Below are 21,259 nucleotides of genomic sequence, written 5' to 3'. Positions count from 1 at the left end.
GGCGGGGCCGACTCAGATGTCGAGGAAGCGGACGTCCTTGGCGTTGCGCTGGATGAACGAGCGGCGCGCCTCGACGTCCTCGCCCATGAGCACGGAGAACAGGTCGTCGGCCGCGGCGGCGTCGTCGAGCGTCACCTGGCGCAGCACGCGGTGCGCCTGGTCCATGGTGGTGATCCGCAGCTCCTCCGCGTTCATCTCGCCCAGGCCCTTGAAGCGCTGGATCGAGTCGTCCCTGATCCGCTTGCCCTGCGAGCGGCCCAGCTCGATGAGCTGGTCCCGCTCGCGGTCGGAGTAGGCGTACTCGAACTCGTCCCTGGTCCACTTGATCTTGTACAGCGGGGGCTGGGCCAGGAACACGTGCCCGCCCTCGATCAGCGGGCGCATGAAGCGGAACAGCAGCGTCAGCAGCAGCGTCTGGATGTGCTGGCCGTCGACGTCCGCGTCGGCCATCAGCACGATCTTGTGATAGCGCAGCTTGCCGAGGTCGAAGTCCTCGTGGATGCCGGTGCCGAACGCCGAGATCAGCGCCTGCACCTCGGTGTTCTGCAGTACCCGGTCGATACGGGCCTTCTCCACGTTCAGGATCTTGCCGCGGATCGGGAGGATCGCCTGGTACCGGGGGTTGCGGCCGGACTTCGCCGAGCCGCCCGCGGAGTCGCCCTCCACGATGAAGATCTCGCACTTGGACGGGTCGTTCGACTGGCAGTCGCTCAGCTTGCCCGGCAGCGACGCCGTCTCCAGCAGACCCTTGCGCCGCGTCAGGTCGCGCGCCTTGCGGGCCGCCACGCGGGCCGTCGCCGCCTGGATGGACTTGCGGACGATGTCCGCCGCCTCGTTCGGGTTCCGGTCGAGCCAGTCCGTCAGGTGCTCGTGCGTGACCTTCTGCACGAAGGTCTTCGCCTCGGTGTTGCCCAGCTTGGTCTTCGTCTGGCCCTCGAACTGCGGCTCGCCCAGCCTGACCGAGATGATCGCCGTCAGGCCCTCGCGGATGTCCTCGCCGGTGAGGTTGTCGTCCTTCTCGCGGAGCAGCTTCTTGTCCCGCGCGTACCGGTTGATCAGACCCGTCAGCGCAGCACGGAAGCCCTCCTCGTGCGTACCGCCCTCATGGGTGTGGATGACGTTCGCGAAGCTGTACACACCCTCGCTGTACTGCGTGTTCCACTGCATCGCGATCTCGACCGACATCAGCCGCTCGGTGTCCGCGGCCTCGAAGTCGATCACCGAGGGGTGCACCGGCTCGCCCTTGCGCGAGTTCAGGTGGCGTACGAAGTCGGAGATGCCGCCCTCGTAGTGGTACGTGACGCTGCGCGCCTTGTCCTCGTCCTCGTCGCCCGCGGTGTCCGCGCCGGAGGTCTGCTTCGCCGCCGCCCGCTCGTCGGTCAGCGAGATGGTCAGGCCCTTGTTGAGGAACGCCATCTCCTGGAAGCGGCGGGACAGCGTCTCGAACGAGTAGTCCGTCGTCTCGAAGACGTCGCCGTCCGCCCAGAACGTGACCGTGGTCCCGGTCTCGTCCGTCGCCTCGTTCTGCGCCAGCGGCTCGGTCGGGATGCCCAGCTTGTAGTCCTGCGTCCAGCGGTGGCCGTCGGTCTTGACCTCCACCGACAGGCGGGTCGAGAGCGCGTTCACGACCGAGACGCCGACGCCGTGCAGACCGCCGGAGACCGCGTAGCCGCCGCCGCCGAACTTGCCGCCGGCGTGCAGCACGGTCAGCACGACCTCCACGGCCGGCTTGTTCTCCGACGGCACGATGCCCACGGGGATGCCGCGGCCGTTGTCGACGACGCGCACGCCGCCGTCGGCGAGCAGCGTCACCTCGATCGTGTCCGCGTGGCCGGCCATCGCCTCGTCCACCGAGTTGTCCACGACCTCCTGCACCAGGTGGTGCAGACCGCGCTCACCGGTCGAGCCGATGTACATGCCCGGGCGCTTGCGTACGGCGTCGAGGCCCTCCAGGACCGTGATCGCACTCGCGTCGTACGCCGCGTCCCCGACGGCCTCCGCCTCCGCGCGTGCGTGTGCCCGCGCGGCAGCCTCAGCGACCGCCTCCGCGGCGCTGTCGCCGCCTGGAGGCATGTTCTCGCTGGCAGGGATGTTCTCGTTGGAGTTGCCGGAATCGGCCACGAAGCGCCCTTTCTGGCACAGCACGGGCCCCTCTCCTGGCTGAGCGGGAGCGGCCGCGTCGTTGTTGGTCAGCGTGTTCCGCAAGTGGGCGGGTTGCTCCCAGTCTACCGGTAGCCCACGACAGAATGGCGGTTTGCAGGTGCCTGAACCCGCATGTGGCGCCCTGAACATCTGCCCGCCGAGGGGGGCTGCACACACCGGGGCCTGCAGAGCCTCTGAGCGCCACTCAGCGCTTCGGGGCGTCAACCATCAGCTACTGTGACCGACCTCACTCCATCACAGGTTTACCGCCCGGGTTCAGCAGAAGGTACGGGCCTTACCCGTACGTGTCCCCGGGGCCCTGGCTCCCGGGCGCCCGCAGCGGCCCGAAGCGCCGCCCGCCGCCTCCCGGACCCACCACTTTGATCAGTTTCACGGTCCCGTGGCCCAGCTCCTCGTTGAGCCGTGCCACCAACTGCGGCGCCAGCAGCCGCAGCTGCGTCGCCCACGCCGTGGAGTCGCACTTCACCACGAGTACCCGCTCCTGCTCGTCGTACCGCTCGGGCGCACAGTGCTGCGCCACCTCGGGACCGACGAGCTGCGGCCAGCGGCCCATCACACCGCCCACCGCCGCCGGCGCCTCCCAGCCGCGCTCGGTGATCAGCCTGCTCACCGCGGCACCCAGCGGCAGCGGATCGCGACCGTCGGCGCGGGCGCCCGAGCGCAGCCCGCCGCCGCGACGGGCCTGCCGGCGCTGCTGCGCCGCCGCCCCCCGCGCCCGGGCCTCCGCCCGCGCCGCCCGCAGGGCCACGCGCGCCAGGTCGACCCCGGACGGCTCGGGAGCGGCGGGGGACTCGGGGGCACCGGAATCCGCGGGCCGGTCCGGGCGTGCCGCACCCTCGGAACGTACGGGCTCCTCGCTCATGCGCGCTCCACCCGCCCGTCGGCCACCGTGAACCGCGCCCCCGCCAGCGCCCCCGGCACGTCCTCCGCCACCGCCGCCGTCACGAGCACCTGCTCACCGGGCGCCACCAGTTCCGCCAGCCGCTCCCGCCGCCGCGTGTCCAGCTCCGCGAACACGTCGTCCAGCACCAGCACCGGCTCCCCGCCGCCCTCGCCGCGCAGCAGCTCGTACGAGGCGAGCCGCAGCGCCAGCGCGTACGACCACGACTCCCCGTGCGAGGCATAGCCCTTCGCCGGCAACTCGCCCAGCTTCAGCACCAGATCGTCGCGGTGCGGACCCACCAGCGTCACGCCCCGCTCGATCTCCTGCTTCCGCGCCTCCGCCATCGCCTCCAGCAGCAGCTCCGCGAACTCCTCGCGCGTACGCGCCTCGGCGAATCGCCCGCCGGCCGGTGACCGGTACTCGAACGCCGTCGGCCCGCCGCCCGGCGCCACCTGCTCGTACGCCTTGTCCACCAGCGGCTGCAGCACCGCGATCAGCTCCAGCCGCTGCGCCAGCAGCTCCGCCCCGGCCCGCGCCAGGTGCTGATCCCACACGTCCAGCGTCGACAGATCGAGCTGCCGCCCGCCGTGCCGCCGCGCCATCGCGGCCGTCTTCAACAGCGTGTTGCGCTGCTTGAGCACCCGGTCGTAGTCGCTGCGCACCCCGGCCAGCCGCGGCGTCCGCGCCGTGATCAGCTCGTCGAGAAAGCGGCGCCGCTGGTCCGGGTCTCCCTTGATCAGCGCCAGGTCCTCCGGCGCGAACAGCACCGAGCGCAGCACACCCAGCACCTCGCGCGGCCGCACCTGCGACGAGCGGTTCAGCCGCGCCCGGTTCGCCCTGCCCGGGTTCAGCTCCAGCTCCACGAGCTGCTGCCGGCCGTCCTGCGTCACCGCGGCCCGTACCACCGCACGGGCCGCGCCCATCCGCACCAGCGGGGCGTCCGCGGACACCCGGTGACTGCCCAGCGTCGCGAGATAGCCGACCGCCTCGACCAGGTTCGTCTTGCCCTGGCCGTTCGGACCGACGAAGGCCGTCACCCCCGGGTCGAGGGGCACCTCCGCCCGCTCGTACGAACGGAAGTCGGCCAGCGAGAGATGAGTCACGTGCATGGCCCGACGCCGACCTCCCCAGGCACTCGGCCGATTCAGCTTCAGCGAACAGCGGGCCGGCGCTCCCGCCGGCCGCCCGGCAGAGCTACTTCTCCTCCTTGACCGCGTGGCCGCCGAACTGGTTCCGCAGCGCGGCGATCATCTTCATCTGCGGCGAGTCGTCCTGCCGCGAGGCGAACCGGGCGAAGAGCGAGGCCGTGATCGCGGGCAGCGGCACCGCGTGGTCGATCGCCGCCTCCACGGTCCACCGGCCCTCGCCGGAGTCCTCCGCGTAGCCGCGGAGCTTGCCCAGGTGCTCGTCGTCGTCCAGCGCCCGGACCGCCAGGTCCAGCAGCCAGGAGCGGATGACCGTGCCCTCCTGCCAGGAGCGGAAGACCTCGCGCACGTCGGTGACCGAGTCCGCGGCCTCCAGCAGCTCCCAGCCCTCGGCGAAGGCCTGCATCATCGCGTACTCGATGCCGTTGTGGACCATCTTGGCGAAGTGCCCCGCGCCGACCTTGCCGGCGTGGACGGCGCCGTACTCGCCCTCCGGCTTCAGCGCGTCGAAGACCGGCTGCACCCGCGCCACGTGCTCGGCATCGCCGCCGTACATCAGCGCATAGCCGTTCTCCAGGCCCCACACGCCCCCGGAGACACCGCAGTCCACGAAGCCGATGCCCTTCGCACCCAGCTCCTCGGCGTGCTTCTCGTCGTCCGTCCAGCGCGAGTTGCCACCGTCCACGAGGACGTCGCCGGGCTCCAGCAGCTCGGCCAGCTCGTCGACGGTCGACTGCGTGGCCGCGCCCGCGGGCACCATCACCCACACCACACGCGGGGCGGGCAGTGCATCCACGAGCTCCCGCAGGCTGTGGACATCGGCTCTGTCCGGGTGGTGGTCGAACCCCACGACGGTGTGGCCCGCGCGCCGGATGCGCTCACGCATGTTCCCGCCCATCCGGCCGAGACCCACAAGACCGAGCTCCATCGCTGCCCCTTCGTCCGTCTGCGCGTCCTATCGGGTCCGAGCCTACGCCGGACCTCAGCCGCTCAGCCGCACGGGCATGATCAGGTACTTGTACGCCTCGTCCGCCTCGGCGTCGAGCGCGGGCTTGCCGCTGAGCAGCGCCGGCTTCGTCGACGTCGTGAACGAGAGCTGTGCCGCGGGCGAGTCGATCGCGCTCAGCCCGTCGAGCAGGAACAGCGGGTTGAAGGCGATCGAGATGTCGTCGCCCTCAAGCTGCGCGTCCACCCTTTCCACAGCCTGTGCGTCGTCACTCGACCCGGCCTCCAGGGTGAGCACACCCTGCTCGAAGCTCAGCCGGACCGGCGTGTTCCGCTCGGCCACCAGCGCCACGCGCTTGACGGCCTCGACGAACGGCGGGGTCTCGATGACCGCCACCGAGTTGAACTCCGTGGGGAACAGCGTGCGGTACTTCGGCAGGTCGCCCTCGATCAGCCGCGTCGTCGTGCGCCGGCCGGCGCCCTCGAACCCGATCAGGCCCTCGCCGGCACCAGCGCCCGACAGCGCGAGCGTCACGATGTCGCCGCTGGTCAGCGACTTGGCCGTGTCCAGGAGCGTCTTGGCGGGGACGAGCGCCACCGAGGAGGCGTCGGCGGTCTCCGGCTTCCACAGGAACTCGCGGACCGCGAAGCGGTACCGGTCCGTGGAGGCCAGCGTGACCGTGTCGCCCTCGATCTCGATGCGCACACCCGTGAGCACCGGCAGGGTGTCGTCCCGGCCGGCGGCGATGGCGACCTGCGCGACGGCGGAGGCGAAGACCTCGCCGGAGACCGTGCCGGTCGCGGTGGGCATCTCCGGCAGCGCCGGGTACTCCTCCACAGGCAGGGTGTGGAGTGTGAATCGCGAGGAGCCGCAGACCACGGTGACCCGGACGCCGTCGGTGGAGATCTCCACAGGCCTGTGGGGAAGGGCGCGGGAGATGTCGGCGAGCAGCCGCCCGGAGACGAGGACCGTGCCGTCCTCCTCCACGTCCGCCTCCACCGAGACGCGGGCGGAGACCTCGTAGTCGAAGCCGGAGAGGCTGAGCGTCCCGCCGTCCGCCCCGTCGGCCTTCAGCAGCAGCCCGGCGAGCACCGGCGCGGGCGGCCGGGCCGGGAGGCTGCGCGCTGCCCACGCCACTGCCTCCGCGAGTACGTCGCGCTCCACCCGGATCTTCACGGAGACCGCCTCCTGGTGCTCTCGGCCCTTGCCGGCTCGGTTGGTGTGGGGGACCAGTCTGACGCACGGCACCGACACGGGGGGCAGGTCGGGGTCAACTCGTCGCTGCCGCTCTTGGAGGCCGTCGACCGCACTTGTGCACAGGCCCCGCTTCGAAGCGGATTCCGAGCTAGCTACGTGTAGAGGTAGTAGTAGGGCTTGTGGAAACCGTGGAAAACCTCGTCTGCGCAGGTCAGCCCGCGAATTTTACCCACAGGCGGGTTGGGGACGAAGAGTGGATAACCCTCGGTTCCTGTGGACGGGGCCCGGCTGTGCACAGGCCGTTCACAGGCAGGGGCCACTTAGCCACAGCTCCGTCCCCAGAGTTACCCGGGTTTCTGCACAGCCAATCCTGCCGCTCGATGTGACGGCTTTCACTCGACCCGGTGAAGGGGCGCGTTGCGTTGCCGAACAGTGGACAAACTTGTGGACAGGCTGTGTACAGAGCGGGGTTTTCTGTGGGTGAGTGGTCTTCCGCGGTGGACAGTGCTCGGCGCCGATCGAACCGGCCGACCGTGTCCACAGGTTGTGGGCAACGGCCGCCCACAAATCCACACCCTGATGAGCTGCGCAGACGCGAGTTGTCCCGACCGCGTCCACACCCGCCCGTGGGTAACTCACCGGTCCCCAGGGTGTGGACGGCCGAAAAGCCGCCGAGGTGTGGAGAAGTGCCTGGTCAAGGCCGGGAATCGAACAGAGCGCGGGGGCTCGGCTGTTCGGGTACGTGCCCGGGGTGGCCGGACGCGTGGCGGGGACCGGTGCAGAACCGGCTGCGGAGGGGCGCGCAGGACGCCGGGAGCGGTGTGGGACGTACGGAACGGCGGCGGGACCGCTAGCTGTTCTTGATGCGGTTGGTCAGCTCGGTGACCTGGTTGTAGATCGAGCGCCGCTCGGCCATCAGGGCCCGGATCTTGCGGTCCGCGTGCATGACGGTGGTGTGGTCCCGGTTGCCGAACTGCGCGCCGATCTTCGGCAGGGAGAGGTCCGTCAGCTCCCGGCACAGATACATGGCGATCTGGCGCGCGGTGACCAGCACGCGGCTGCGGGAGGAGCCGCACAGGTCCTCCACCGTCAGCCCGAAGTAGTCGGCGGTGGCGGCCATGATGGCGGCCGCGGTGATCTCCGGGGCCGCGTCCTCGCCGCCGGGGATGAGGTCCTTCAGCACGATCTCGGTGAGCCCGAGGTCCACCGGCTGCCGGTTGAGCGAGGCGAAGGCCGTCACCCGGATCAGGGCGCCCTCCAGCTCGCGGATGTTGCGGGAGATCCGGGAGGCGATGAACTCCAGCACCTCCGGCGGCGCGTTCAGCTGCTCCTGGACCGCCTTCTTGCGCAGAATCGCGATCCGGGTCTCCAGCTCCGGCGGCTGCACGTCGGTGATCAGGCCCCACTCGAAGCGGTTGCGGAGCCGGTCCTCCAGGGTGATCAGCTGCTTGGGCGGCCGGTCGCTGGAGAGCACGATCTGCTTGTTGGCGTTGTGCAGGGTGTTGAACGTATGGAAGAACTCCTCCTGCGTCGACTCCTTGCTCGCCAGGAACTGGACGTCGTCGACCAGGAGGATGTCCATGTCGCGGTAGCGCTTGCGGAACGTGTCCGCCTTGCCGTCGCGGATGGAGTTGATGAACTCGTTGGTGAACTCCTCGGAGCTCACGTACCGCACCCGGGTGCCGGGGTAGAGGCTGCGGGCGTAGTGGCCGATGGCGTGCAGCAGGTGCGTCTTGCCCAGGCCGGACTCGCCGTAGATGAACAGCGGGTTGTACGCCTTGGCCGGGGCCTCGGCGACGGCGACCGCGGCGGCGTGCGCGAAGCGGTTGGAGGCGCCGATGACGAAGGTGTCGAAGAGGTACTTCGGGTTCAGCCGCGCGGTCGGCTCGCCGGGTCCGGTGGCCGGGGCGGGCTGGGCGGCGAGCGGGCCGGGCGCACCGCTGGGCGCGGGCAGCTCGACGTTCCCCATGGCCTGCACCAGCGGAGGGATCGGGGCACCGGAGGGGCCGTGCCCGCCGGGATGGCCCGCCGGGTGGGCTCCCGTGTGCCCGCCGGGGTGGCTCCCGGGGTGCGCGTACCGGTCATGGGCGGGGCGCTGCCCGAGATGGTCGCGCGACCCGTAGAAATCCGTGCCGTCGGCCCCCGCCCCGGTGTCCGGCCGGGCGCCGGGCGGGCCCGGGTGGTGGTCGGCGCGGGGCCAGGCGGCCGGCGCCGGGCGCGGCTGGGCGTACTCGGGGTACGTGGGGGCGGCGGTGGGGAGGCGGTCGTCCCCGGGCGCCGGGCGGCTGTACGCGTCGTACGGCGGCTCGGGGAGCTGCCCGCCGTGGCTCTGGTGCGGCGGCTGGTGGGCCGGGTGGCTCTGGTGCGTGGGCTGCGCGGCGGTGTGGGGCAGCGGGAATTGCGGGGCGCCGGGGTGTGCGGCCTGCTCGTGCGCCGGCGGCTGCGGAGCCTGGGAGGGGTGGGGTACGTGCGGACCGTGCCCGCCCGACTCGGGGCCCGGCTGCGGCGGCGGGGCCTGCTGCGGCTGCTTCGGCTCCGGCTCGCCGGGGCTGACGGTGACGGCCAGCCCGATGGGCTGGCGGCAGGCGTGGCTCAGCGCCTCGGTGATCTTGGAGGCCAGGCGGCCCTCGAAGACACCCTTCGCGTACTCGTTGGGCACGGCCAGCACCGCGGTGCCGGCGACGAGGACGAGCGGCTGGCAGTCGCGCAGCCAGCGGTGGTCCTTGGCCTCGATGCCCTGGTCGTCCGCGAGCAGCCGCTCGAGCACGCGTGGCCAGACTGCAGCGAGATCGGCAGGCAGGTCGGCCACGGGGCACGCTCTTTCAGGTCACGGCAGGTCACGAAGGTGTGATCTCGGGACGGGTGGGATGGATCTGCGCAAGGGTCGGAAGTCCAGCCACGGTAGTCACGCCGAGCTGCCCCATTCAAGTCGCTGTCCACAGGCTGTGCACAGTGTCCGGTGGTGTGTCGGCCGCGCAGGGCGGGTTTGACCGGACGGCGGCTCCCCGCGTACCGTGTCGAGGTCGAGATGTCGACGGCTGCTGCCGCCTGCCTCCGATCAGTCTCAGGCCGCGACAGTGATCATGTCACGTGTCGGGCGATGACGAGCCGGCTCGAGGGCGCACGGTGGCAGCCGTTCGGCGCCTAACCACCCGTGACAACCCTCCTGGAGCCCCCGAGTGAGCAAGCGCACTTTCCAGCCGAACAACCGCAAGCGTGCCAAGACGCACGGCTTCCGGCTGCGTATGCGTACCCGCGCCGGCCGTGCCATCATCACGGCCCGTCGCACCAAGGGCCGCGCACGCCTGTCCGCCTGACCCCTTGGTGTGCTCGTGCTGCCCGCTGAGCACCGGCTGCGGCGGCGCGAGGACTTCGCCCGAGCGGTACGCCGCGGACGACGGGCCGGCCGCCCGCTACTCGTCGTCCATCTGAACAGCGGCGGAGACCCGCATGCCGCCGGGGAGGACGCCTCCCCGACGCGTGCGGGTTTCGTCGTCAGCAGGGCCGTCGGACCGGCGGTCGCGCGCAACCTCGTCAAGCGTCGCCTGCGTCATCTCCTACGGGATCGGTTGGATCTGCTGCCCGCAGGTAGCCTGGTGGTCGTACGGGCGCTGCCTGGCGCCGCGGAGGCCGGCTACGACCGGCTGCGCGATGACCTGGACGCAGCGCTGGGGCGGTTGCTGGGAAGGGCGCCGCGATGAAGTATCCGTTGCTTTGGTTGATCAAGCTGTACCAGTGGACCATCAGCCCGCTGCTGGGGCCGGTCTGCAAGTACTACCCGTCGTGTTCGCACTACGGCTATGAGGCGATCCGGCTGCACGGAGCGGTCAAAGGCACAGGCCTGACCGCCTGGCGCATCCTGCGCTGCAATCCGTGGTCGCTCGGCGGGGTCGATCACGTTCCGCCCCGCAAGCATCCGGTCTGGCACCAGCGGCTGCGCAGCCGCCTGGGCAAGACGCAGCCCAAGGCCCAAGGAGCCTGATTCGTGGACACGGTCCTCAAACCTCTCTATATCGCCGTTTCCTGGATCATCGTCCAGTTCCACTCGCTGTTCAGCCTCGTCTTCGACGAGGCCAGCGGCTGGGCGTGGGGGCTGTCCATCGTGGCGCTGGTGGTCGTGATCCGTATCGCGCTGATCCCGCTGTTCGTGAAGCAGATCAAGGCGACGCGGAACATGCAGGTCCTGCAGCCGAAGATGAAGGCGATCCAGGAGCGCTACAAGAACGACAAGCAGCGCCAGTCCGAGGAGATGATGAAGCTGTACCGGGAGACGGGTACCAACCCGCTCTCGAGCTGTCTTCCGATCCTCGCCCAGTCGCCCTTCTTCCTGGCGCTCTTCCAGGTGCTGAACAAGATCGCCGGTAACAACGAGGTCGGCGTCCTCAACGCCACGCAGGTCGAGCAGGCCCGTGAGGCCCACGTCTTCGGTGCGCCGATCGCCGCGAAGTTCATGGACAGCGCGAGCAAGGTGGAGAGCCTCGGCGCCACGCTCGCCGACGTCCGGGTCGTCACCGTCATCATGATCGTGCTGATGTCGGGGTCGCAGTTCTACACGCAGCGCCAGCTCATGACGAAGAACGTCGACCTGACGGTCAAGACGCCGTTCATGCAGCAGCAGAAGATGCTGATGTACATCTTCCCGATCATGTTCGCCGTCTTCGGCATCAACTTCCCGGTCGGCGTCCTGATCTACTGGCTGACGACCAACGTGTGGTCCATGGGCCAGCAGATGTACGTGATCAAGCGGAACCCCACCCCGGGCAGCAAGTCCTACGCGCACCTGCTGGAGCGCATGCAGAAGCACGTCATCGACCACGGCGGCGTGCGCGGCCGCCGCGACCGCTACGTCGTCAAGCAGATGGTCGCCAAGGGCAAGGACCGCAACGAGGACGAGCGGAAGTTCGTCTCCGGCCTGGCCAAGCACGACCTGCTGCCCCAGGCGGACGGCACCGTGATCAAGAGCGAGACGCCGCTGGCGGACGCCAAGCCCGGCGGCGGCGACCCCGGCCGGCGGCAGCAGCCGAAGCGGCAGTCGAAGTCCCAGCGCCGCAGCCACGCCTCCTCCGGCGGCTCCGGCCAGCAGCCGGAGGACGAGGACGGCGCCGCGGAGCCCGAGGACAAGAAGCCCGCGTCGAGCGCCGCGAAGAAGAAGGCGGGCGGCTCATCCGGCCGCGGCGGTGCGGGCGGGAACGCCCGTAACGCGAAGTCCGGTCAGCGCAAGGGGCCGCAGCGGCCCAAGCACCCGTCGAAGAAGTAAGAAGGAGTCCCCACGTGACGGACACCGCGTCCGCGACCGGCGAAGCCGGTTCGGAGATCGAGGCCCAGGCCGAGCAGACCGAGGCCTCGGCCGAGGACATCCTGACGCGCCTGGAGCAGGAAGGCGAGATCGCCGCCGACTACCTGGAGGAGCTGCTCGACATCGCAGACCTCGACGGCGACATCGACATGGACGTCGAGGGCGGCCGGGCCTCGGTATCGATCATCGGTGAAGGCTCGTCGGACCGTCATCTGCAGAAGCTGGTGGGGCGCGAAGGCGAGGTGCTGGAGGCGCTCCAGGAGCTGACCCGGCTGGCCGTACACCGGGAGACGGGCGACCGCAGCCGGCTGATGCTGGACATCGCGGGGTTCCGGGCGCGCAAGCGCGAGGAGCTGACCGAGCTGGGCACGGAGGCCGTGGAGCGGGTCAAGGAGAGCGGCGAGCCGGAGAAGCTGCGGCCGATGTCCCCGTTCGAGCGCAAGGTGGTGCACGACGCGGTGAAGGCCGCGGGGCTGCGCAGCGAGTCGGAGGGCGAGGAGCCCGAGCGGCGCGTGGTCGTGCTCCCGGCCTGACCGGAACACTGCTGCCTCACCCCTGGGCCGGTTGACCCGACCGGCCCAGACTGCTCCCCTGTCACCTGCCGTCGCCCCGCCCGTGCTCCAGCGAGAGGACGTCCCCGTGTCCGAAGTTGCGGATCTGCCGCCGGTGCCGGAAGCCGCCGGCAAGGTCTTCGGCGGTGCCCTTCCGGACGCGGTGCGCTACGCCGAGCTGCTGGCCGACACGGCGGTGACCCGCGGGCTGATCGGCCCGCGGGAGGTACCCCGGCTGTGGGAGCGGCATCTGCTGAACTGCGCGGTGCTCGCCGAAGTGGTGCCCGACGGCGTCGCGGTCTGTGACGTCGGCTCGGGTGCCGGGCTGCCGGGTATCCCGCTGGCCCTCGTCCGCCCCGACCTGCGGATCACGCTGCTGGAGCCGCTGCTGCGGCGGACCCGGTTTCTGCAGGAGGTCACCGAGCTGCTGGGGCTGGAGCAGCAGGTGACCGTCGTCCGCGGCCGGGCCGAGGAGGTCCTCGGCACGCTGGAGCCCGTCCATGTGGTCACCGCGCGGGCGGTCGCCCCGCTGGACCGGCTCGCCGGCTGGGGCGTCCCCCTGCTGCGCCCGTACGGCGAGATGCTGGCGCTCAAGGGCGAGAGCGCCGAGGAAGAACTGCGTGCCTCGAAGGCCGCGCTGCACAAGCTCGGCGTCACGGAGACCGAGATCGTCCAGGTCGGAGCCGATGTGGTGGACCCGCCGGCGACCGTCGTACGGGCCGTGGTGGGCGAGAGTCCCGGAGGCGTGCGCTTCGCCGCCAAGCGGGCCCGCGCCGCTCGTAAGGGCGGTCGCGGCGGGCACGGCCGACGCCGCTAGTCTGCTCGTATCCGAAAGAGGGCCGATCGGTCCATTAAAGCCGCCTACCGTACGTACACCGGAGTGTCGCTGCGGTGGGGCCCGCGGGGCTGTGCATCGTGTTTCACGTGAAACATCGTTCGTTGCTCCCCGGGATCCTCAGCCGAGGACGCGGTGCCGTAGAGGCCCGCGAGTCAGCTGTGGATAAGGAATCATCCACAGGAGAACGGGCCTCGCTGGTTCGCGACCCCGAAAGCATGGCAGGCTCTGTGCAGTGCGAGTCTGAAGTCGAGGAGAGTGAATCCTTGCGGTCCGACGCCAATGTCGCGGGGCCGATGGCCGATCCGGTCCCCGGTCCCCGCTCCGAATCGGCGGATGTTTCACGTGAAACACCGCCTCCGATGGACGACACTCCGATCGGCCGTGCCGCTCAACTCGCCGTAGAGGCGCTCGGGCGGGCCGGTCAGGGTCTGCCGCGCCCTGAGCAGACCCGTGTGATGGTCGTCGCCAACCAGAAGGGCGGGGTCGGCAAGACCACCACCACGGTCAACCTGGCGGCCTCACTGGCCCTGCACGGGGGCCGGGTGTTGGTCATCGACCTCGACCCGCAGGGCAATGCCTCGACCGCACTGGGCGTCGACCACCACGCGGAGGTGCCGTCGGTCTACGACGTGCTGGTGGAGGCCAAGCCGCTGGCCGAGGTGGTGCAGCCGGTTCCCGATGTCGAGGGGCTGTTCTGTGCGCCGGCGACGATCGATCTCGCGGGTGCGGAGATCGAGTTGGTCTCGCTGGTGGCGCGGGAGAGCCGGCTGAAGCGGGCGATCGACGCCTACGAGCAGCCGTTGGACTACATCTTCATCGACTGCCCGCCCTCGCTCGGCCTGTTGACCGTCAACGCCATGGTCGCGGGCAACGAGGTCCTCATCCCGATCCAGTGTGAGTACTACGCGCTGGAAGGGCTGGGCCAACTGCTCCACAACGTCGACCTGGTGCGCGGGCATCTCAACCCCCGGCTCCATGTGTCGACGATCCTCCTCACGATGTACGACGGGAGGACGCGCCTGGCCTCCCAGGTGGCGGAAGAGGTCCGCAGCCACTTCGGCAACGAGGTTCTGAGGACCAGCATCCCGCGCTCGGTGCGCATCTCCGAGGCACCGAGCTACGGACAGACGGTCCTCACCTACGATCCGGGGTCCAGCGGCTCGCTCTCCTACCTGGAGGCGGCCCGCGAGATGGCTCTGCGCGGTATGCCCAGACAGGGCGAAGCTCATCACGAGCGGCACGACGGAGGGGCTCAGTGACGGAACGACGCAGAGGGCTGGGCCGCGGGCTGGGGGCGCTGATTCCCGCCGCTCCCACTCCCGCCGATGACTCCGGACCACTGGTCGGCGGCGCCACCATGTCGCCGGGAGCGGTACCGGTCATAGTGTCGGAGCGGACGCCGCCGCCTGAGGCACAGGGGTACGAGGAGCAGGCACCGCCGGAGCACGCCTACGAGGCGCCGCCGGTCGTCGAGGGTGCCGCGGAGAGCGGCGAAGTGGCCGGTGCGCACTTCGCCGAGGTTCCGCTGGACGCCATCACGCCGAACCCGCGGCAGCCTCGCGAGGTGTTCGACGAGGACTCCCTCGCCGAACTGGTCACCTCCATCCAGGAGGTCGGGCTCCTCCAGCCGGTCGTCGTCCGCCGGCTGGGCTCCGACCGGTATGAGCTGGTCATGGGTGAGCGCCGCTGGCGTGCCTGCCGCGAGGCGGGCATGGAGCGGATTCCCGCGATCGTCCGAGCCACGGACGACGAGAAGCTCCTCCTGGACGCGCTGCTTGAGAACCTGCATCGAGCGCAGCTCAACCCGCTGGAAGAGGCCGCCGCCTACGATCAGTTGCTGCGGGACTTCGAGTGCACGCATGACCAGCTCGCCGACCGGATCGGCCGCTCCCGTCCGCAGGTCTCCAACACCCTGCGGCTGCTGCGGCTCTCGCCGCCCGTGCAGCGGCGGGTGGCGGCCGGGGTGATCTCGGCAGGCCATGCGCGGGCGCTGCTGTCCGTGGAGGACGCGAGCGAGCAGGACCGGCTGGCGCATCGCATCGTGGCCGAAGGGCTGTCGGTGCGGGCCGTCGAGGAGATCGTGACCCTGATGGCGTCGGAGCCCACGACCGGGCGCCGGCCGAAGGCGCCGCGAGCCGGCAACCGGATGTCCCCGGCGCTGACCGATCTGGCGTCCCGGCTCTCCGACCGTTTCGAGACCCGGGTGAAGGTCGACCTCGGGCAGAAGAAGGGGAAGATCGTCGTCGAGTTCGCCTCGATAGAGGATCTGGAGCGCATCCTCGGGTCGATGGCGCCCGGCGAGGGCAGGGTGCTGGAGAAGAAGCTGAGCGAGGAGGACGCCGACGAGGACGAGTGACCTCTCCCCTCCTCGAACCCACGAGACAGGCCGCGGATGGAATCCGCGGCCTGTTTTGTCGTCTCCGGATACGATGCATACGGGTATCGAGGGGGATGCCGGTGAAGGAGAGGATCGGGCTGCATGGGGCGAAGGCTCGTACCGCTCACCCTGGACAATCTCCGGGACGTTCCCAGACGTTGTCGCTCGTGCGTCTTCTGGGAGCTGGATCCCGTCAGCGGTGAGGCCGCCGTCAAGTCCGGGCATCCGGAGCGGGAGAAGGAAGCCTGGATCTCCTCCGTCCTGCTGGAATGGGGCTCCTGCGGCCGCGTCCTCTACATCGACGACGTGCCGGCCGGGTTCGTGATGTACGCCCCGCCCGCCTACGTGCCCCGCTCCCTCGCCTTTCCGACGAGCCCGGTGTCCGCGGACGCCGTCCAGCTCATGACCGCGTGGCTCAACCCGGGGTATCAGGGGCAAGGGCTGGGCCGGACCCTCGTCCAGACCGTCGCGAAGGATCTGCTGCGCCGGAGCGTCAAAGCCGTCGAGGCGTTCGGAGACGCGGCCTGGAAGGAACCGGCGTGCGTGCTGCCGGCGGACCATCTGGTGGCGGTCGGCTTCAAGACCGTACGGCCCCACCACCGCTATCCCCGGATGCGGCTGGAGCTGCGCTCTGCGATCTCCTGGAAGGAAGACGTGGAGCTGGCGCTCGACAAGCTGCTCGGTGCCGCACGCAAGGATCCGGTGCTGCGGCCGCTCTGACATCCGCTCCGGCACGACGAAGGGCCCGTCCCCCGCGGGGACGGGCCCTTCGTCTGTCCGTGTCTGCGTTTCACGCGCCACGTAGATGTTTCACGTGAAACGAGGACCGCTTCGTCAGCCGATGAACTCGTTGAGGTCGCGCTCCAGGGCAGCCTTCGGCTTGGCACCGACGATGGTCTTCACGACCTCGCCACCCTGGTAGACGTTCATCGTCGGGATCGACATGATGCCGTACTTCGCGGCCGTGGCCGGGTTCTCGTCGATGTTGAGCTTGACGATGGTGATCTTCTCGGGGTTCTCCGCGGCGATGGCCTCCAGCGACGGAGCGATCTGGCGGCACGGACCGCACCAGGCAGCCCAGAAGTCGACCAGTACGGGCTTGTCGCTCTTGAGGACCTTCTCCTCGAAGTCCGCATCGGTTGCGGTCACCGTGGCACCGGCCATGGCGTACTCCTTACGTCGTTGTGCGTTGATGGCTGCTCGGTCTCAGACGGCGTCTGCGACCTTCTCCGGCTCCGCCGACTTCTCCTTGTCGGCGATCGCGGCGAGGTAGCGCTCGGCGTCCAGCGCCGAAGAGCAACCTGTCCCGGCGGCGGTGATCGCCTGGCGGTAGGTGTGGTCGACGACGTCGCCCGAGGCGAAGACCCCGGTGAGGTTGGTGCGGGTGGAGGGGGCGTCGACCGTGAGGTAGCCCTCCCCGTCGAGCTCCAACTGTCCCTTGAACAGCTCCGTGCGGGGGTCGTGCCCGATGGCGATGAACAGACCCGTGACCGCGATCTCGGACTCCTCGCCGGTCTGGGTGTTCCTGAGGGTCAGTCCGGAGAGCTTGTCGCCGCCGTGGATGGCGGAGACCTCGCTGTCCCAGATGAACGAGATCTTCGGGTCCGCGAAGGCCCGCTCCTGCATTGCCTTGCTGGCGCGCAGGCTGTCCCGGCGGTGGACGACCGTGACGCTCCTGGCGAAGCGGGAGAGGAACGTGGCCTCCTCCATAGCGGTGTCGCCCCCGCCGACGACCACGATGTCCTGCTCGCGGAAGAAGAAACCGTCACAGGTGGCACACCACGAGATGCCCCGGCCGGACAGCTCGTCCTCCCGGGGCAGCCCCAGCTTGCGGTGCTGCGACCCGGTGGAGATGATCACGGTCCGCGCGCGGTGCACCGTGCCGGCGGTGTCGGTGACGGTCTTGATATCGCCGGTGAGGTCCACGGACACCACGTCGTCGGGGACGAGCTCGGCGCCGAAGCGCTCGGCCTGTGCCCGCATGTTGTCCATGAGGTCCGGGCCCATGATCCCCTCGCGGAACCCCGGGAAGTTCTCCACGTCCGTGGTGTTCATAAGCGCGCCACCCGCGGTGACGGCGCCTTCGAAGACCAGCGGCTGCAGCGCGGCGCGGGCGGTGTACAGCGCGGCGGTATAGCCCGCCGGCCCCGAGCCGATGATGATCACGTTGCGAACGTCGCTCACGGACTCTTCCTTGTCTACGACCGGCTGCCTGAAGGGGCGGGGGACCTTGCGTCCTGTCCCTCTCACCCACCCAACGGATCCTACGGGCCGGACATTCCCGTGGGTGGATGGGCGCGGCTCAGGGTCGCTGGAAGGTGTCGTGGTGCAGAATCTCGCCCGGCTGCTCCGGGGAGGATGTGCAGGAAGAATTCACCACGTAGGCGTCCACTCGCTGCGAGTCGCCGGTGTGCGGCAGCACGACGATGTAGACGGGAGTTCCCTCGTACGTGTCGGTCTCGGCCGCGAGCGGTGTATCGGCGCGGTTGACGGCGGCCCGGACGCACTGAGGCACCTGGGGAGCGTCCCCCTCGGCGATGAACGGATCGTCGCCGCTGTCGGACGGGCCCTCGCCGGCGCCCCCGCCCTCGCGTCGGTCGGGCTGCTGCAGCATGCCGAGAACCCGGGACTCCAGCGAGCCGGGGCTCAGCGCTCCCTGGCTGCCATCGCTCGGCGCGGCCTTCGGGGCGTTCCCCTGGGACTGCTCCTGGTTGGCCGTCATGTCGACGCTGCCCTCGTCGCTGCCGCTCTGCGGGAGCTGAACGAGGACGACGGTCAGCGCGACGAGCGCGGCCGCCCCGGCGGCGCCGAGGAGGGCGCGCGGCCAGCGCCGGGCGCGGCGGCCGGGGCCGGTGGCGTCCGCGCGGTGTGCGGCGGGCCGGCGGTGGGAGCGGCCGGACCGTGTTTCACGTGAAACGGCCTCGCGGGGCGCGGGCACATGGACCTCCGGCGACGCGGTTTCACGTGAAACATCGACGGCCGACACATCGGCGTCGTAGCGCGCCTCGGCGGCCAGCGCGGCGTCGATACGCCCCGCGATCTCGGCCGGCATCGGGCCGGGCTCCGGCAGGCTGCCGAGGAGCCCGCGTACGCCGTCGAGGGCCTCTTGGATCTCACGGCAGGTGGCGCACTCGTCGAGATGGTGGTGGAGCTGCTGCGAGCGGGCGGGGGAGGCCAGACCCTCCGCGAGGTCGGCCAGTTCCTCGACCTCCGGGTGCCCGTCGTCGGCGCCGGAGGGCTGCGAGGGCAGCGTCATTCCTTCTCACCTCCACCCTTCGCCGCGCGTACGTCGCTCTGCTCTGCCGTCTGTGGGACGGATGTCCCCTGCGCCGGGTTCCGTCCACCCGTCCCGGAGCCGGCTGCGGACAGCCGCAGATGACGTACGAGAGGAAGGAGACGGGCACGGCCACGAGCGCAGCGGCTCTTCACGGTACCCGCGGGAACGCCGAGGATGTCGGCCGCCTCGGCGACGGGATAGCCCGCCATGTCCACGAGCACGAGGGCGGCCCGCTGTTCCATGGGCAGGGTCGCCAGCGCCTGGCGTAGCTCACGGCCGGTGTCCTCCCGCTCCGCGGGCGCCTCGGCGGACTCCTCAGGCTCCAGCAACTGCTCGAAGTGCTCGGTGTCCCCGACGGGTGCCGCGCGGCGGCTGGCGGCCTTACGGGCCCGGTCCAGACAGGCGTTCACGGTGATGCGGTGCAGCCACGTGGTGACGGCGGACTGGCCGCGGAAGGTGTGCGCCGCGCGGAACGCCGACAGCAGTGCGTCCTGCACCGCGTCCGCGGCCTCCTCGCGGTCGCCGAGGGTGCGGAGCGCCACGGCCCACAGCCGGTCCCGGTGCCGTCGGACGATCTCGGCGAAGGCGTACGGGTCCTCACCGGAGACATGGCGGGCGAGGAGTGTGCGGTCGTCGACGTCGCCGCCGCTGGCGTTCTCCAACGCCGACCCCTCCCCCCGGTCGAGTACTGTCGCTCAACTCCGAATCTGGATGTCGGAGATCTTGCCACGGAAGTTGCCCTCGTTCGACGGCGGAATCTCCGTGAGCCACAGCAGAACGTACTGGGTGACGACCGGCTTGGTGGGCTTGAGCGTGAGATTGGTGCCGCCCGCGGCGTCGAACTCCTCGAAGCCGGAGAGGTCCGTCGGCATCGACTGCGCGTCCTGCGGGGTGGCCATGGCCGTCAGTTTGGTGTCGCCGATGAGGGACACCTTCACGCTGCCGACGCGCTGGGGCTCACCGAGATCCAGGACCAGGCCCACGCCCTCCTTGAGGTTCCCGAAGACCGCGCTGGTGTACCACTTGGTCTCCCAGTAGCTCGACGGGTCGGAGTCGTAGGCTGCGGAGACGCTGCTCGGGGACTCGCTGCCGGTGCCGTACGGGTCGAAGTCCCGGGCGCTCTCGATCTCCACCGGCTTGCCGCCCTCGCGGCCGCCGCCGGAGCCCCCGCCCCCGCCGGGCTGGGCCGCGGAGTTCCCGGTGTCGCCGCTCCGCCCGTCGTGGTTGATGAGGGCGTCGGCGAGCTGCCAACTGCCGAGGGCGAGCGCGACGATCAGCAGCACGGACACGCACCACTTCACCGCCTTCCCGGTGCGCCCCGGCAGCGTGGGCGGGGCGGGCGGCGGCACGGCGGTGGCGGGACGCGCGGCGGGCCCGCCGGGGCGGGCACCGCTCTGTGCGTAGCCCTGCTGGTACGTCGTCTGCTGGTACGGCGCGGGCCGCGGGTACTGCGGCTCCGGGGGACGGATGCGCGGCAGCTCGGCGCACGCGGCGCTCAGCTCCGCGGACGTCGTACACGGCCGCGGATGCGCCGCGGTGCCGGGGGAGCCGGCCGCGAGCGCGCGCATGGCCAGCTCCGACAGCCCGCGGTGCACCCCCGCGCGCACCTTCTCCGGCGCGATGAGGCCGACGTGCTTGGGCAGCCCGGCCAGCCCGTAGGCGTCCCCCTCGTACGGCCAACGGCCCGTCAGCGCGGCGTACAGCAGCGCGCCGACGGCCTCGGTGTCGGTGCGCTGCGGGTCGTCCGCCTCGGTGCCGTGCAGCGCCGCGTGGACGGACAGCCCGCGGATGCGCCACTGCCCGCTGCCGGTCCGCAGCACGGCGGACGGCGTCAGCCTCAGGTGCGCGAGATCCTTGCGATGGGCGGCGGCCAGCGCCTGGGAGACCTGCGTGACGAGTTCGTACGCCTCGTGCGGCTCTATCGGCGCGCCACCGGCGAGCAGCGTGGACAACTCGGTTGCGTCGGGGAGCCATTCGTGGACCACGTAGACGACGTTGTCCTCCTCGACGGCGTCGAGGACCTGGACGAAGCGCGGGTCGCCGATGAGGGCCGCGGCGCGGGCGGCGTCGAGGACCGCCTCGGCGTGGTCGTGCCCGGCGGCCAGGACATGGACGCCGACGGCGCGGCGGAGCTTCTCGTCGACCGCGCGCCAACTGCTGAAGCCGTCGAGCCGGGTGACGCACTCCTCCAGCCGGTAGCGGTCGGCCAGTTTGTGGCCGCTGTGCATGTCGGCGACGGGAACCCCGGCCCGGGGCGGTGCCTCGGGCGCCGGTGGCTCCGCGGACGGGGCGTCCGCGGCGGGAGGCTCCCCGGCGGCCGGCTGCGGCTCTCCGGCTTCCGTGTCGGTGGCTTCCGCGGCGCCGGGGGCTGCCGCGGCAGGAGCCCCGGCAGCGGACGTCTCCGCAGCGCCCGTTGGATCTTCCGTGTCCGCCGCGTCCGTCGTGTCGGCCGCATCCCTGCGGTCGGCCGCCGAGTCGTCGACGGCTGCCGTGCTCCGTTCCGCCACCGCCGTTCCTGCCTCCCCAACTCTCGTGTCTTACAGCCGCGCCATGACAATTGTGCCCACAGCCTCACGTCATCCACGA

At 70.6% G+C, this 21,259-nt stretch carries 20 protein-coding genes; 9 read left to right on the top strand and 11 right to left on the bottom strand.

Annotation, left to right across the window (positions count from 1 at the left end):
- Positions 1 to 12: 12 nt before the first annotated feature.
- The 6 genes from gyrB to dnaA form a co-directional block, all read right to left on the bottom strand.
- Positions 13 to 2,145: a DNA topoisomerase (ATP-hydrolyzing) subunit B gene (gene gyrB, locus ABGA99_RS21165; protein ID WP_347583205.1), complete on the bottom strand. Its 2,133-nt coding sequence runs from the start codon at positions 2,143 to 2,145 to the stop codon at positions 13 to 15.
- A gap of 292 nt (positions 2,146 to 2,437) precedes the next feature.
- Positions 2,438 to 3,025 (bottom strand): DUF721 domain-containing protein, encoded by a 588-nt coding sequence (locus tag ABGA99_RS21160; RefSeq protein WP_347579736.1) that lies wholly within the window; start codon positions 3,023 to 3,025, stop codon positions 2,438 to 2,440.
- Positions 3,022 to 4,155 carry a DNA replication/repair protein RecF gene (recF, locus tag ABGA99_RS21155; RefSeq protein WP_347579735.1) on the bottom strand — a complete coding sequence of 378 codons (1,134 nt, stop codon included), beginning with the start codon at positions 4,153 to 4,155 and terminating at the stop codon, positions 3,022 to 3,024. Before recF ends, ABGA99_RS21160 begins: the two co-directional genes overlap by 4 nt.
- A gap of 85 nt (positions 4,156 to 4,240) precedes the next feature.
- The gene (gene gnd / locus ABGA99_RS21150; protein WP_347579734.1) at positions 4,241 to 5,119 is read right to left on the bottom strand and encodes a phosphogluconate dehydrogenase (NAD(+)-dependent, decarboxylating); all 879 of its coding nucleotides are present in this window, start codon (positions 5,117 to 5,119) and stop codon (positions 4,241 to 4,243) included.
- Positions 5,120 to 5,173: 54 nt separating this feature from the next.
- Positions 5,174 to 6,313: a DNA polymerase III subunit beta gene (gene dnaN, locus ABGA99_RS21145; protein WP_347579733.1), complete on the bottom strand. Its 1,140-nt coding sequence runs from the start codon at positions 6,311 to 6,313 to the stop codon at positions 5,174 to 5,176.
- An 871-nt stretch (positions 6,314 to 7,184) separates the two neighbouring features.
- A complete protein-coding gene (gene dnaA, locus ABGA99_RS21140) occupies positions 7,185 to 9,143 on the bottom strand; it encodes a chromosomal replication initiator protein DnaA (RefSeq protein ID WP_347583204.1) in 1,959 nt (652 codons plus the stop codon).
- A 370-nt stretch (positions 9,144 to 9,513) separates the two neighbouring features.
- Here dnaA and rpmH point away from each other — a divergent pair, with 370 nt between their 5' ends.
- The 9 genes from rpmH (at position 9,514) to ABGA99_RS21095 (ending at position 16,116) form a co-directional block, all read left to right on the top strand.
- Positions 9,514 to 9,651 (top strand): 50S ribosomal protein L34, encoded by a 138-nt coding sequence (rpmH, locus tag ABGA99_RS21135; RefSeq protein WP_027773413.1) that lies wholly within the window; start codon positions 9,514 to 9,516, stop codon positions 9,649 to 9,651.
- Positions 9,652 to 9,666: 15 nt separating this feature from the next.
- A complete protein-coding gene (gene rnpA, locus ABGA99_RS21130) occupies positions 9,667 to 10,035 on the top strand; it encodes a ribonuclease P protein component (protein WP_047020124.1) in 369 nt (122 codons plus the stop codon).
- Positions 10,032 to 10,316: a membrane protein insertion efficiency factor YidD gene (yidD, locus tag ABGA99_RS21125; protein WP_018838819.1), complete on the top strand. Its 285-nt coding sequence runs from the start codon at positions 10,032 to 10,034 to the stop codon at positions 10,314 to 10,316. Before rnpA ends, yidD begins: the two co-directional genes overlap by 4 nt.
- 3 nt (positions 10,317 to 10,319) lie before the next feature.
- Positions 10,320 to 11,591, top strand: coding sequence for a membrane protein insertase YidC (yidC, locus tag ABGA99_RS21120; RefSeq protein WP_347579731.1), 1,272 nt, complete (start codon positions 10,320 to 10,322; stop codon positions 11,589 to 11,591).
- A gap of 56 nt (positions 11,592 to 11,647) precedes the next feature.
- Positions 11,648 to 12,163 carry a R3H domain-containing nucleic acid-binding protein gene (locus ABGA99_RS21115; protein ID WP_347579760.1) on the top strand — a complete coding sequence of 172 codons (516 nt, stop codon included), beginning with the start codon at positions 11,648 to 11,650 and terminating at the stop codon, positions 12,161 to 12,163.
- A 106-nt stretch (positions 12,164 to 12,269) separates the two neighbouring features.
- A complete protein-coding gene (rsmG, locus tag ABGA99_RS21110; RefSeq protein ID WP_347579730.1) occupies positions 12,270 to 12,998 on the top strand; it encodes a 16S rRNA (guanine(527)-N(7))-methyltransferase RsmG in 729 nt (242 codons plus the stop codon).
- Between the two features lie 236 nt (positions 12,999 to 13,234).
- On the top strand, positions 13,235 to 14,278 hold the full coding sequence (locus ABGA99_RS21105) for a ParA family protein (protein ID WP_347579729.1): 1,044 nt from the start codon (positions 13,235 to 13,237) through the stop codon (positions 14,276 to 14,278).
- On the top strand, positions 14,275 to 15,375 hold the full coding sequence (locus ABGA99_RS21100) for a ParB/RepB/Spo0J family partition protein (protein ID WP_347579728.1): 1,101 nt from the start codon (positions 14,275 to 14,277) through the stop codon (positions 15,373 to 15,375). The genes ABGA99_RS21105 and ABGA99_RS21100 overlap by 4 nt, the downstream gene beginning before the upstream one ends.
- Before the next feature lie 123 nt (positions 15,376 to 15,498).
- A complete protein-coding gene (locus ABGA99_RS21095) occupies positions 15,499 to 16,116 on the top strand; it encodes a GNAT family N-acetyltransferase (protein ID WP_347583203.1) in 618 nt (205 codons plus the stop codon).
- A 114-nt stretch (positions 16,117 to 16,230) separates the two neighbouring features.
- Here ABGA99_RS21095 and trxA read toward each other — a convergent pair whose 3' ends face one another.
- The 5 genes from trxA to ABGA99_RS21070 all read right to left on the bottom strand — a co-directional run bounded on the left by trxA (position 16,231) and on the right by ABGA99_RS21070 (position 21,180).
- Positions 16,231 to 16,590 carry a thioredoxin gene (trxA, locus tag ABGA99_RS21090; RefSeq protein ID WP_347579759.1) on the bottom strand — a complete coding sequence of 120 codons (360 nt, stop codon included), beginning with the start codon at positions 16,588 to 16,590 and terminating at the stop codon, positions 16,231 to 16,233.
- Between the two features lie 12 nt (positions 16,591 to 16,602).
- Positions 16,603 to 17,580, bottom strand: coding sequence for a thioredoxin-disulfide reductase (gene trxB / locus ABGA99_RS21085; RefSeq protein WP_347583202.1), 978 nt, complete (start codon positions 17,578 to 17,580; stop codon positions 16,603 to 16,605).
- Positions 17,581 to 17,698: 118 nt separating this feature from the next.
- Entirely contained in the window at positions 17,699 to 18,652 is a 954-nt protein-coding gene (locus tag ABGA99_RS21080) for a hypothetical protein (RefSeq protein ID WP_347583201.1), read from the bottom strand.
- Positions 18,649 to 19,335 (bottom strand): RNA polymerase sigma factor SigM, encoded by a 687-nt coding sequence (gene sigM, locus ABGA99_RS21075; protein WP_347579724.1) that lies wholly within the window; start codon positions 19,333 to 19,335, stop codon positions 18,649 to 18,651. The genes ABGA99_RS21080 and sigM overlap by 4 nt, the downstream gene beginning before the upstream one ends.
- 33 nt (positions 19,336 to 19,368) lie before the next feature.
- The gene (locus ABGA99_RS21070; protein WP_347583200.1) at positions 19,369 to 21,180 is read right to left on the bottom strand and encodes a protein kinase family protein; all 1,812 of its coding nucleotides are present in this window, start codon (positions 21,178 to 21,180) and stop codon (positions 19,369 to 19,371) included.
- Positions 21,181 to 21,259 lie beyond the last annotated feature (79 nt).

The organism is Streptomyces sp. B5E4 (assembly GCF_039871555.1).
Taxonomy (GTDB): domain Bacteria; phylum Actinomycetota; class Actinomycetes; order Streptomycetales; family Streptomycetaceae; genus Streptomyces.
This window is presented reverse-complemented; position numbering and strand designations above follow the sequence as displayed.